Raw genomic sequence first — 13,102 nt, forward strand, 5'->3', positions numbered from 1 at the left:
AATACTTCTGACAGGTTGGTTTATGAGTGCGAATACCGAAGCTCAAGGGAGCGGGCGCGGCCTGGAAGCGATGAAATGGGTAGTTGTAGCCGTGCTGCTGATCGTAGCGATTGTCGGCAACTATCTTTATCGTGACATGATGCTGCCGCTACGCGCGCTTGCAGTGGTAATTCTGATTGCTGCAGCGGGTGGTGTCGCGCTGTTGACGACAAAAGGCAAAGCGACTGTCGCTTTCGCTCGCGAAGCGCGTACCGAAGTCCGCAAGGTCATTTGGCCGACTCGCCAGGAAACATTGCACACCACGCTGATCGTAGCGGCGGTAACCGCTGTAATGTCACTGATCCTGTGGGGACTGGATGGTATTCTGGTTCGCCTGGTATCCTTTATCACTGGCCTGAGGTTCTGAGATGTCTGAAGCCCCTAAAAAGCGCTGGTACGTCGTTCAGGCGTTTTCCGGTTTTGAAGGCCGCGTAGCTACGTCGCTGCGTGAGCATATCAAATTACACAACATGGAAGAGTTATTTGGCGAAGTTATGGTTCCGACCGAAGAAGTGGTTGAGATCCGTGGCGGCCAGCGTCGCAAAAGCGAGCGCAAATTCTTCCCAGGTTACGTGCTGGTTCAGATGGTGATGAACGACGCGAGCTGGCACCTGGTGCGCAGCGTACCGCGCGTAATGGGCTTTATCGGCGGCACGTCTGACCGTCCGGCACCAATCAGCGACAAAGAAGTCGATGCGATCATGAACCGCCTGCAGCAGGTGGGTGATAAGCCGCGTCCGAAAACGCTGTTTGAACCGGGTGAAATGGTTCGTGTTAATGACGGTCCGTTTGCTGACTTTAACGGCGTGGTTGAAGAAGTGGACTACGAGAAGTCCCGCCTGAAAGTTTCCGTTTCTATCTTCGGTCGTGCGACCCCGGTAGAACTGGACTTTGCCCAGGTCGAAAAAGCCTAAGCAGCGATCAAAAAAGCGACGATTTAATCGTTGCACAAGGCGCGAGATTGGAATACAATTTCGCGCCTTTTGTTTTTATGGGTTACGGCCCGTAAAACGATTTTTATTCACGGGGAGCCTCCCTGAGGCGCTATTACCCAATCAGAGGATTTTAGAATGGCTAAGAAAGTACAAGCCTACGTCAAGCTGCAGGTTGCAGCTGGTATGGCGAACCCAAGTCCACCAGTTGGTCCAGCTCTGGGTCAGCAGGGTGTGAACATCATGGAATTCTGTAAAGCGTTCAACGCAAAAACTGAATCCCTGGAAAAAGGTCTGCCAATCCCAGTCGTAATCACTGTTTACGCTGACCGTTCTTTCACTTTCGTTACCAAAACCCCTCCAGCAGCTGTTCTGCTGAAGAAAGCGGCGGGTATCAAGTCTGGTTCCGGTAAGCCGAACAAAGACAAAGTGGGTAAAATTTCCCGCGCTCAGCTGCAGGAAATCGCGCAGACCAAAGCTGCCGACATGACTGGTGCCGACATTGAAGCGATGACTCGCTCCATCGAAGGTACTGCACGTTCCATGGGCCTGGTAGTGGAGGACTAAGAAATGGCTAAACTGACCAAGCGCATGTCCGTGATCCGTGACAAAGTTGATGCGACCAAACAGTACGACATCAACGAAGCTATCGCTCTGCTGAAAGAACTGGCAACTGCTAAGTTCGTTGAAAGCGTTGACGTTGCCGTTAACCTGGGCATCGACGCTCGTAAATCCGATCAGAACGTTCGTGGCGCGACTGTACTGCCACACGGTACTGGCCGTTCCGTTCGCGTAGCTGTATTTGCTCAGGGTGCAAACGCTGAAGCTGCTAAAGCTGCCGGCGCTGAACTGGTAGGTATGGAAGATCTGGCTGATCAGATCAAGAAAGGCGAAATGAACTTTGACGTTGTTATTGCTTCTCCAGATGCAATGCGCGTTGTTGGCCAGCTGGGCCAGGTTCTGGGTCCACGCGGCCTGATGCCAAACCCGAAAGTCGGTACTGTAACCCCTAACGTTGCTGAAGCGGTTAAGAACGCTAAAGCAGGTCAGGTTCGTTATCGTAACGACAAAAACGGCATCATCCACACCACCATCGGTAAAGTGGACTTTGACGCTGACAAACTGAAAGAAAACCTGGAAGCTCTGCTGGTTGCGCTGAAAAAAGCAAAACCAACTCAGGCGAAAGGCGTGTACATCAAGAAAGTTAGCATCTCCACCACCATGGGTGCAGGTGTTGCAGTTGACCAGGCTGGCCTGAGCGCTGCTGCAAACTAATGCCTTTACGTGGGCGGTGATTTTGTCTACAATCTTACCCCCACGTTTGCTAACGAAAGTTAGCGGCTAAAAGATTTGTTCGTTGGAGCCTGGCCTATCCAGGCCTCCGTCGAAGACCGCAGGTGTTTCGCAAGAGACTTAATCCCCTGCGTAGACGGTGACAGAACGCTAAGATTATTTTTAATACTCTGGCTTGTTTCTGCTCACCGTATTAAGACGCTCTTCCCGTTGGGTTGAGTGAAGTGAGTTCCGGAACATGAGTTCCGGCAAACATCCAGGAGCAAAGCTAATGGCTTTAAATCTTCAAGACAAACAAGCGATTGTTGCTGAAGTCAGCGAAGTAGCCAAAGGCGCGCTGTCTGCAGTAGTTGCGGATTCCCGTGGCGTTACTGTAGACAAAATGACTGAACTGCGTAAAGCAGGTCGTGAAGCTGGCGTATACATGCGTGTTGTTCGTAACACCCTGCTGCGCCGCGTAGTTGAAGGTACTCAGTTCGAGTGCCTGAAAGACACGTTTGTTGGTCCGACCCTGATTGCATACTCTATGGAACATCCGGGCGCTGCTGCTCGTCTGTTCAAAGAGTTCGCGAAAGCGAATGCAAAATTTGAGGTCAAAGCTGCAGCCTTTGAAGGTGAGTTGATCCCGGCATCGCAAATCGATCGCCTGGCAACCCTGCCGACCTACGAAGAAGCAATTGCACGCCTGATGGCAACCATGAAAGAAGCTGCGGCTGGCAAACTGGTTCGCACTCTGGCTGCTGTACGCGATGCAAAAGAAGCTGCTTAATCGCAGTTATCTTTATAAAGCATTTGCTTACGTATAAACTTATTCTGATTTTCAGGAACAATTTAAATGTCTATCACTAAAGATCAAATCATTGAAGCAGTAGCAGCTATGTCCGTAATGGACGTTGTAGAGCTGGTTTCTGCAATGGAAGAAAAATTCGGTGTTTCTGCTGCTGCTGCTGTAGCTGTAGCTGCGGGCCCGGCTGAAGCTGCTGAAGAAAAAACTGAATTCGACGTAATTCTGAAAGCTGCTGGCGCGAACAAAGTTGCTGTTATCAAAGCAGTACGTGGCGCAACTGGCCTGGGTCTGAAAGAAGCTAAAGACCTGGTAGAATCTGCTCCAGCTGCGCTGAAAGAAGGCGTGAGCAAAGACGACGCAGAAGCACTGAAAAAATCTCTGGAAGAAGCTGGCGCTGAAGTTGAAGTTAAATAAGCCAACTTTTCTGGTTGCAGCCTGAGTAATCAGGCTGATGGCTGGTGACTTTTTAGTCACCAGCCTTTTTGCGCTGTAAGGCATCAGTAGCATTTCACACTGTTTGACTGCTGATTGTCCTGACAATGCTTGTTTCTATCGACGACTTAATATACTGCGACAGGGTGCTCGCTCTGTGTAAATCGCAATGAAATGGTTTAAGCGTGATAGCAACAGGTATTGCGGAAAGTATTCAATTTTCCGGTCCACAAAATGGTGTTGCACAAACTGTCCCTTCGTCGGACAGATGGGTCGACTTGTCAGCGAGCTGAGGAACCCTATGGTTTACTCCTATACCGAGAAAAAACGTATTCGTAAGGATTTTGGTAAACGTCCACAAGTTCTGGACATTCCATATCTCCTTTCTATCCAGCTTGACTCGTTCCAGAAGTTTATCGAGCAAGATCCTGAAGGGCAGTACGGCCTGGAAGCAGCCTTCCGTTCCGTGTTCCCGATTCAGAGCTACAGCGGTAACTCCGAGCTGCAGTACGTCAGCTACCGCCTTGGCGAACCGGTGTTTGACGTTCAGGAATGTCAGATCCGTGGCGTGACCTATTCCGCACCGCTGCGCGTAAAACTGCGTCTGGTGATCTACGAGCGCGAAGCGCCGGAAGGCACCGTTAAAGACATTAAAGAACAAGAAGTCTACATGGGTGAAATTCCACTCATGACAGACAACGGTACTTTCGTTATCAACGGTACTGAGCGTGTTATCGTTTCCCAGTTGCATCGTAGCCCTGGTGTCTTCTTCGACAGCGATAAAGGTAAAACGCACTCTTCCGGTAAAGTACTGTATAACGCACGCATCATTCCTTACCGTGGTTCCTGGCTGGACTTTGAGTTCGATCCGAAAGACAACCTGTTTGTCCGTATCGACCGTCGTCGTAAGCTGCCTGCAACCATCATTCTGCGTGCGCTGCAATATACCACTGAGCAGATCCTGGACCTGTTCTTTGAGAAAGTGATCTTTGAAATCCGCGACAACAAGCTGCAGATGGAGCTGGTGCCGGAACGTCTGCGTGGTGAGACCGCGTCGTTCGACATCGAAGCCGACGGCAAAGTGTATGTGGAAAAAGGTCGCCGTATCACCGCGCGCCACATCCGCCAACTGGAAAAAGATGATATCAAACACATCGAAGTTCCGGTTGAATACATTGCAGGAAAAGTAGCCGCGAAAGATTACGTTGATGAATCAACTGGCGAGCTGATCTGTCCGGCTAACATGGAGCTGAGCCTGGATCTGCTGGCTAAGCTGAGCCAGTCTGGCCACAAACGTATCGAAACGCTGTTCACCAACGATCTGGACCACGGTCCTTATATCTCTGAGACTATTCGCGTCGACCCAACGACCGATCGTCTGAGTGCGCTGGTTGAAATCTACCGCATGATGCGTCCTGGTGAGCCACCAACTCGCGAAGCGGCTGAAAGCCTGTTCGAGAACCTGTTCTTCTCCGAAGACCGCTACGATCTGTCCGCTGTGGGTCGTATGAAGTTCAACCGTTCTCTGCTGCGCGACGAAATCGAAGGTTCCGGTATCCTGAGCAAAGACGACATCATCGAAGTGATGAAGAAGCTCATCGATATCCGTAACGGTAAAGGCGAAGTGGACGATATCGACCACCTCGGCAACCGTCGTATCCGTTCCGTAGGCGAAATGGCGGAAAACCAGTTCCGCGTTGGCCTGGTGCGTGTAGAGCGTGCGGTGAAAGAGCGTCTGTCTCTGGGCGATCTGGATACCCTGATGCCTCAGGATATGATCAACGCCAAGCCGATTTCTGCAGCAGTGAAAGAGTTCTTCGGTTCCAGCCAGCTGTCTCAGTTCATGGACCAGAACAACCCGCTGTCTGAGATTACGCACAAACGTCGTATCTCTGCACTCGGCCCAGGCGGTCTGACCCGTGAACGCGCAGGCTTTGAAGTTCGAGACGTACACCCGACCCACTACGGTCGCGTATGTCCAATCGAAACGCCTGAAGGTCCGAACATCGGTCTGATCAACTCCCTGTCCGTGTACGCACAGACGAACGAATACGGTTTCCTTGAGACCCCGTACCGTAAAGTGACTGACGGTGTTGTAACCGACGAAATTCACTACCTGTCTGCTATCGAAGAAGGCAACTACGTTATCGCTCAGGCGAACTCCAACCTGGATGACGAAGGCCACTTTGTAGAAGATCTGGTTACCTGCCGTAGCAAAGGCGAATCCAGCTTGTTCAGCCGCGACCAGGTTGACTACATGGACGTATCCACTCAGCAGGTGGTTTCCGTCGGTGCGTCCCTGATCCCGTTCCTGGAACACGATGACGCCAACCGTGCATTGATGGGTGCGAACATGCAACGTCAGGCCGTTCCAACTCTGCGTGCTGATAAGCCGCTGGTTGGTACCGGTATGGAACGTGCTGTTGCCGTTGACTCCGGTGTTACTGCAGTGGCTAAGCGTGGCGGTACCGTTCAGTACGTCGACGCATCCCGTATCGTTATTAAAGTTAACGAAGACGAGATGTATCCGGGCGAAGCGGGTATCGACATCTACAACCTGACCAAATACACCCGTTCTAACCAGAACACCTGTATCAACCAGATGCCTTGTGTATCTCTGGGTGAGCCAGTTGAGCGCGGCGACGTGCTGGCAGACGGTCCGTCCACCGACCTCGGTGAACTGGCGCTCGGTCAGAACATGCGCGTAGCGTTCATGCCGTGGAACGGTTACAACTTCGAAGACTCCATCCTCGTCTCCGAGCGTGTGGTTCAGGAAGATCGTTTCACTACCATCCACATTCAGGAACTGGCATGCGTGTCCCGTGACACCAAGCTGGGGCCAGAAGAGATCACTGCCGACATCCCTAACGTGGGTGAAGCTGCGCTCTCCAAACTGGATGAATCCGGTATTGTTTACATCGGTGCGGAAGTGACCGGCGGTGACATTCTGGTTGGTAAGGTAACGCCGAAAGGTGAAACCCAGCTGACGCCAGAAGAGAAGCTGCTGCGTGCAATCTTCGGTGAGAAAGCGTCTGACGTTAAAGACTCTTCTCTGCGCGTACCAAACGGTGTTTCCGGTACGGTTATCGACGTTCAGGTCTTCACCCGTGACGGCGTTGAGAAAGATAAACGTGCGCTGGAAATCGAAGAGATGCAGCTCAAACAGGCGAAGAAAGACCTGTCTGAAGAACTGCAGATCCTCGAAGCGGGTCTGTTCAGCCGTATCTATGCGGTGCTGGTTGCCGGTGGCGTTGAAGCTGAGAAGCTCGACAAACTGCCACGCGATCGCTGGCTGGAACTGGGCCTGACCGACGAAGAGAAACAAAATCAGCTGGAACAGCTGGCTGAGCAGTATGACGAACTGAAACACGAGTTCGAGAAAAAACTCGAAGCGAAACGCCGCAAAATCACTCAGGGCGACGATCTGGCACCAGGCGTGCTGAAGATTGTTAAGGTGTATCTGGCTGTTAAACGTCAGATCCAGCCTGGTGATAAGATGGCAGGTCGTCACGGTAACAAGGGTGTTATCTCTAAGATCAACCCGATCGAAGATATGCCGCACGATGCTAACGGTACGCCGGTAGATATCGTACTGAACCCACTGGGCGTACCGTCTCGTATGAACATCGGTCAGATTCTGGAAACCCACCTGGGTATGGCTGCGAAAGGTATCGGCGATAAGATTAACGCCATGCTGAAACAGCAGCAGGAAGTCGCGAAACTGCGCGAGTTCATCCAGCGTGCCTACGATCTGGGTACCGACGTTCGTCAGAAAGTCGACCTGAACACCTTCAGCGATGAAGAAGTGCTGCGTCTGGCAGAGAACCTGCGCAAAGGTATGCCAATTGCAACGCCGGTATTCGACGGTGCAAAAGAAGCTGAAATTAAAGAGCTGCTGCAACTGGGTGGTCTGCCAACGTCTGGTCAGATTACGCTGTTTGACGGCCGTACCGGTGAACAGTTCGAACGTCCGGTAACCGTAGGTTACATGTACATGCTGAAACTGAACCACCTGGTCGACGACAAGATGCACGCTCGTTCTACCGGTTCTTACAGCCTGGTTACTCAGCAGCCGCTGGGTGGTAAGGCTCAGTTCGGTGGTCAGCGCTTCGGGGAGATGGAAGTGTGGGCGCTGGAAGCATACGGCGCAGCATACACCCTGCAGGAAATGCTCACCGTTAAGTCTGATGACGTCAACGGTCGTACCAAGATGTATAAAAACATCGTGGACGGCAACCATCAGATGGAACCGGGCATGCCAGAATCCTTCAACGTACTGTTGAAAGAGATTCGTTCGCTGGGTATCAACATCGAACTGGAAGACGAGTAATTCTCGCTCAAACAGGTCACTGGTGTCGGGTTAACCCCCGACACCAGATTGTGCTAACTCCGACGGGAGCAAATCCGTGAAAGATTTATTAAAGTTTCTGAAAGCGCAGACTAAAACCGAAGAGTTTGATGCGATCAAGATTGCTCTGGCTTCGCCAGACATGATCCGTTCATGGTCTTTTGGTGAAGTTAAAAAGCCGGAAACCATCAACTACCGTACGTTCAAACCTGAGCGTGACGGCCTTTTCTGTGCGCGTATTTTCGGGCCAGTAAAAGACTACGAGTGCCTGTGCGGTAAGTACAAGCGCCTGAAACACCGCGGTGTGATCTGTGAGAAGTGCGGCGTTGAAGTGACCCAAACCAAAGTACGCCGTGAGCGTATGGGCCACATCGAGCTGGCGTCTCCGACTGCTCACATCTGGTTCCTGAAATCTCTGCCGTCCCGTATCGGTCTGCTGCTGGATATGCCGCTGCGCGATATCGAACGTGTTCTGTACTTCGAATCTTATGTTGTGATCGAAGGCGGTATGACGAACCTGGAACGTAACCAGATTCTGACCGAAGAACAGTATCTGGACGCGCTGGAAGAGTTCGGTGACGAATTCGACGCGAAGATGGGTGCAGAAGCTATCCAGGCCCTGCTGAAGAGCATGGATCTGGAGCAAGAGTGTGAAACTCTGCGTGAAGAGCTGAACGAAACCAACTCCGAAACCAAGCGTAAAAAGCTGACCAAGCGTATCAAACTGCTGGAAGCGTTCGTTCAGTCTGGTAACAAACCAGAGTGGATGATCCTGACCGTTCTGCCGGTTCTGCCGCCAGACCTGCGTCCGCTGGTTCCGCTGGATGGTGGTCGTTTCGCAACGTCCGATCTGAACGATCTGTATCGTCGCGTTATCAACCGTAACAACCGTCTGAAACGTCTGCTGGATCTGGCAGCGCCGGACATCATTGTACGCAACGAAAAACGTATGCTGCAGGAAGCGGTAGATGCCCTGCTGGATAACGGTCGTCGCGGTCGTGCGATCACCGGTTCTAACAAACGTCCTCTGAAATCTTTGGCCGACATGATCAAAGGTAAACAGGGTCGTTTCCGTCAGAACCTGCTCGGTAAGCGTGTTGACTACTCCGGTCGTTCTGTAATCACCGTAGGTCCTTACCTGCGTCTGCATCAGTGCGGTCTGCCGAAGAAAATGGCACTGGAGCTGTTCAAACCGTTCATCTACGGCAAGCTGGAGCTGCGTGGCCTCGCCACCACCATCAAAGCCGCGAAGAAAATGGTTGAGCGTGAAGAAGCTGTCGTTTGGGATATCCTGGACGAAGTGATCCGCGAACACCCGGTACTGCTGAACCGTGCACCAACCCTGCACCGTTTGGGTATCCAGGCCTTTGAGCCAGTCCTGATCGAAGGTAAAGCTATCCAGCTGCACCCGCTGGTTTGTGCGGCCTATAACGCCGACTTCGATGGTGACCAGATGGCTGTTCACGTACCGCTGACGCTGGAAGCCCAGCTCGAAGCGCGTGCGCTGATGATGTCTACCAACAACATCCTGTCTCCAGCGAACGGTGAACCAATCATCGTTCCTTCTCAGGACGTTGTATTGGGTCTGTACTACATGACCCGTGACTGTGTTAACGCCAAAGGCGAAGGCATGGTGCTGACTGGCCCTAAAGAAGCTGAGCGTATTTACCGCGCTGGCCTGGCCTCTCTGCATGCGCGCGTTAAAGTGCGTATCACCGAATACGAAAAAGATGAAAACGGCGAATTCGTTGCGAAAACCAGCCTGAAAGACACGACCGTTGGCCGTGCCATTCTGTGGATGATCGTACCGAAAGGTCTGCCTTTCTCCATCGTCAACCAGGCGCTGGGCAAGAAGGCTATCTCCAAAATGCTGAACACCTGTTACCGCATTCTGGGCCTGAAGCCGACCGTTATCTTCGCTGACCAGACAATGTACACCGGCTTTGCTTATGCAGCGCGTTCAGGTGCATCTGTTGGTATCGATGACATGGTCATCCCGGAGAAGAAACACGAGATCATCTCTGAAGCGGAAGCTGAAGTTGCTGAGATCCAGGAGCAGTTCCAGTCTGGTCTGGTAACCGCAGGCGAACGCTATAACAAAGTTATCGATATCTGGGCAGCGGCGAACGATCGTGTATCCAAAGCGATGATGGATAACCTGCAGACCGAAACCGTGATTAACCGTGACGGCGTTGAAGAGCAGCAGGTTTCCTTCAACAGCATCTACATGATGGCCGACTCCGGTGCGCGTGGTTCCGCAGCACAGATTCGTCAGCTGGCAGGTATGCGTGGTCTGATGGCGAAGCCAGATGGCTCCATCATCGAAACGCCAATCACCGCGAACTTCCGTGAAGGTCTGAACGTACTCCAGTACTTCATCTCCACGCACGGTGCGCGTAAAGGTCTGGCGGATACCGCACTGAAAACGGCGAACTCCGGTTATCTGACGCGTCGTCTGGTTGACGTTGCGCAGGATCTGGTCGTCACCGAAGACGATTGTGGCACCCTCGAAGGTATCACCATGACCCCGGTTATCGAGGGTGGTGATGTTAAAGAGCCGCTGCGCGATCGCGTACTGGGTCGTGTGACCGCGGAAGACATTCTGAAGCCGGGCACCGCAGACATTCTGGTTCCACGCAACACCCTGCTGCACGAACAGTGGTGTGACCTGCTGGAAGCGAACTCTGTTGACTCAGTGAAAGTGCGTTCCGTTGTATCCTGTGACACCGACTTTGGTGTATGTGCACACTGCTACGGTCGTGACCTGGCGCGTGGCCACATCATCAACAAAGGTGAAGCCATCGGCGTTATCGCGGCACAGTCCATCGGTGAGCCGGGTACACAGCTGACGATGCGTACGTTCCACATCGGTGGTGCGGCATCTCGTGCGGCTGCTGAATCCAGCATCCAGGTGAAAAACAAAGGTAGCATCAAGCTCAGCAACGCGAAGTCTGTTGTTAACTCCGCAGGCAAGCTGGTTGTGACCTCTCGTAACACCGAGCTGAAGCTGATCGACGAATTCGGTCGTACTAAAGAGAGCTATAAAGTGCCTTACGGTGCGGTTATGGCGAAAGGTGATGGCGAGCAGGTTGCCGGCGGTGAAACCGTTGCAAACTGGGACCCACACACCATGCCGGTTATCACCGAAGTAAGTGGTTTCATCCGCTTCACTGACATGATTGACGGCCAGACCATTACTCGTCAGACCGACGAGCTGACCGGTCTGTCTTCTCTGGTGGTTCTGGATTCTGCTGAACGTACTACCGGTGGTAAAGATCTGCGTCCTGCACTGAAAATCGTTGATGCTCAGGGTAACGACGTTCTGATCCCTGGTACTGATATGCCTGCGCAGTACTTCCTGCCGGGTAAAGCGATTGTACAGCTGGAAGATGGCGTACAGATCAGCTCTGGTGACACCCTGGCGCGTATTCCTCAGGAATCCGGCGGTACCAAGGACATCACCGGTGGTCTGCCACGCGTTGCGGACCTGTTCGAAGCTCGTCGTCCGAAAGAGCCGGCAATCCTGGCTGAAATCAGCGGTATCATCTCCTTCGGTAAAGAGACCAAAGGTAAGCGCCGTCTGGTGATCACGCCTGTAGATGGCAGCGAGCCGTACGAAGAGATGATTCCTAAGTGGCGTCAGCTCAACGTGTTCGAAGGTGAACGTGTAGAACGTGGTGACGTGGTTTCCGATGGTCCAGAAGCGCCGCACGACATCCTGCGTCTGCGTGGTGTGCATGCTGTTACCCGTTACATCGTTAACGAAGTACAGGACGTATACCGTCTGCAGGGCGTTAAGATTAACGATAAACACATCGAAGTTATCGTTCGTCAGATGCTGCGTAAAGCAACCATCGAAAACGCGGGCAGCTCCGACTTCCTGGAAGGCGAGCAGGTTGAATACTCACGCGTCAAGATCGCTAACCGCGAGCTGGAGGCGAATGGCAAAGTCAGTGCGACCTTCGCACGTGACCTGCTGGGTATCACCAAAGCGTCTCTGGCAACCGAGTCCTTCATCTCTGCAGCATCGTTCCAGGAAACCACGCGTGTCCTGACCGAAGCGGCTGTTGCAGGTAAACGTGATGAACTGCGCGGTCTGAAAGAGAACGTTATCGTGGGTCGTCTGATCCCGGCGGGTACCGGTTATGCGTACCACCAGGATCGTATGCGTCGTCGTGCTGCGGGCGAACTGCCAGCAGCACCGCAGGTAACTGCTGAAGATGCCTCCGCGAGCCTGGCAGAACTGCTGAACGCAGGTCTGGGCGGTTCCGACAACGAGTAATCGTTGATGCCCGGTAATAAACATTACCGGGCATGTGCCTCGTAGGTCGGGTAAGCGTAGCGCCACCCGACAATAAAAAACCCGCCTCGGCGGGTTTTTTTATGCTGTTTTGTAGGCCTGGTAAGCGTAGCGCCACCAGGATTTATTCAGTTAATCAGCGGCAAACGACGATAAAGCTCAATCATATCGCCCGCCAGATCCTGAATAACCATCGCGTTCATCAGGTGGTCCTGAGAGTGAACGGTAATCAGGTTTACCGGCAGCTTCCCGGTTCCTTCATCAAGCCCGATGAGTTGAGTCTGAATCGTATGCGCATGCTTCACATATTCGCGCGACTCTTCCATCGCTTTTTCAGCTTCGTCAAAGTCACCTTTGCGCGCCATCTGTAACGCCGTCAGGGCTGCACTGCGCGCCGCACCTGCGTTGACCAACAGTTCCATGATCGTTGTTTCTAAGTCTTCCATTATGACTCCAGCAGCTTGAGCGCTTTTTCCAGTACGGCATCACCTTTCATCATGCCGTAATCCATCATATCGATTACCGCGACTTTCTTGCCTAGCGGGTCGGCCTGCGCCTGAAGTTTTGCCTGTTCGTATTTAACCTGTGGCCCCAGTAATACGATGTCGGCCGTCGCGATGTTGTCTTTAAACTCCGCGACCGGAACGGCTTTAATGGTTACTTCGACCCCTTTTTTCTGCGCGGCATCTTTCATACGTTGAACCAGCATGCTGGTTGACATTCCCGCTGCACAGCATAAAACGATGTTCTTCATAGTCAGCCTCGATCTACATGTGTTTATTGATAATTATCCCGTGCAGACCGCTTCAACAACCGCTTTACCGCGATTGTGTGTCAGGCATCACAAAGAAATCGGCAATTTACTGAAACCGGTTACAATTTTGTATCGGAGAGCGCCAGGGCTGTTGAAACCGGCCTGAAGCGTGAAGGCAGGGCGAAACGAGGAAGAAACTTTTCGCCCTGGTCAGCTT

10 protein-coding genes are annotated in these 13,102 nt (G+C 52.5%); 8 read left to right on the plus strand and 2 right to left on the minus strand.

The features are described from left to right. The first annotated feature begins 22 nt into the window (after window positions 1–22). The 8 genes from secE to rpoC all read left to right on the plus strand — a co-directional run bounded on the left by secE (window position 23) and on the right by rpoC (window position 12,113). The gene (secE, locus tag EoCCA6_RS13005) at window positions 23–406 is read left to right on the plus strand and encodes a preprotein translocase subunit SecE (protein WP_003862342.1); all 384 of its coding nucleotides are present in this window, start codon (window positions 23–25) and stop codon (window positions 404–406) included. A gap of 1 nt (window position 407) precedes the next feature. Next, window positions 408–953: a transcription termination/antitermination protein NusG gene (nusG, locus tag EoCCA6_RS13010; protein WP_003862341.1), complete on the plus strand. Its 546-nt coding sequence runs from the start codon at window positions 408–410 to the stop codon at window positions 951–953. A 156-nt stretch (window positions 954–1,109) separates the two neighbouring features. Then, window positions 1,110–1,538, plus strand: coding sequence for a 50S ribosomal protein L11 (rplK, locus tag EoCCA6_RS13015; RefSeq protein WP_008503452.1), 429 nt, complete (start codon window positions 1,110–1,112; stop codon window positions 1,536–1,538). Between the two features lie 3 nt (window positions 1,539–1,541). After that, entirely contained in the window at window positions 1,542–2,246 is a 705-nt protein-coding gene (gene rplA, locus EoCCA6_RS13020; protein WP_006810530.1) for a 50S ribosomal protein L1, read from the plus strand. A 289-nt stretch (window positions 2,247–2,535) separates the two neighbouring features. Continuing rightward, window positions 2,536–3,033, plus strand: coding sequence for a 50S ribosomal protein L10 (rplJ, locus tag EoCCA6_RS13025; protein ID WP_003862338.1), 498 nt, complete (start codon window positions 2,536–2,538; stop codon window positions 3,031–3,033). 66 nt (window positions 3,034–3,099) lie between these two features. Then, a complete protein-coding gene (gene rplL / locus EoCCA6_RS13030; protein ID WP_002445276.1) occupies window positions 3,100–3,465 on the plus strand; it encodes a 50S ribosomal protein L7/L12 in 366 nt (121 codons plus the stop codon). 319 nt (window positions 3,466–3,784) lie between these two features. Then, the gene (gene rpoB, locus EoCCA6_RS13035) at window positions 3,785–7,813 is read left to right on the plus strand and encodes a DNA-directed RNA polymerase subunit beta (RefSeq protein WP_014882065.1); all 4,029 of its coding nucleotides are present in this window, start codon (window positions 3,785–3,787) and stop codon (window positions 7,811–7,813) included. A gap of 76 nt (window positions 7,814–7,889) precedes the next feature. Next, a complete protein-coding gene (gene rpoC, locus EoCCA6_RS13040; RefSeq protein ID WP_152082998.1) occupies window positions 7,890–12,113 on the plus strand; it encodes a DNA-directed RNA polymerase subunit beta' in 4,224 nt (1,407 codons plus the stop codon). Window positions 12,114–12,259: 146 nt separating this feature from the next. On the opposite strand, the gene EoCCA6_RS13045 is transcribed toward rpoC, so the two are convergent. Together EoCCA6_RS13045 and EoCCA6_RS13050 are read right to left on the minus strand one after the other, a co-directional pair. Then, entirely contained in the window at window positions 12,260–12,577 is a 318-nt protein-coding gene (locus EoCCA6_RS13045; RefSeq protein ID WP_014168157.1) for a PTS lactose/cellobiose transporter subunit IIA, read from the minus strand. Next, on the minus strand, window positions 12,577–12,885 hold the full coding sequence (locus EoCCA6_RS13050; RefSeq protein ID WP_010425948.1) for a PTS sugar transporter subunit IIB: 309 nt from the start codon (window positions 12,883–12,885) through the stop codon (window positions 12,577–12,579). Before EoCCA6_RS13050 ends, EoCCA6_RS13045 begins: the two co-directional genes overlap by 1 nt. Window positions 12,886–13,102 lie beyond the last annotated feature (217 nt).

This window comes from Enterobacter oligotrophicus (assembly GCF_009176645.1).
GTDB lineage: Bacteria > Pseudomonadota > Gammaproteobacteria > Enterobacterales > Enterobacteriaceae > Enterobacter > Enterobacter oligotrophicus.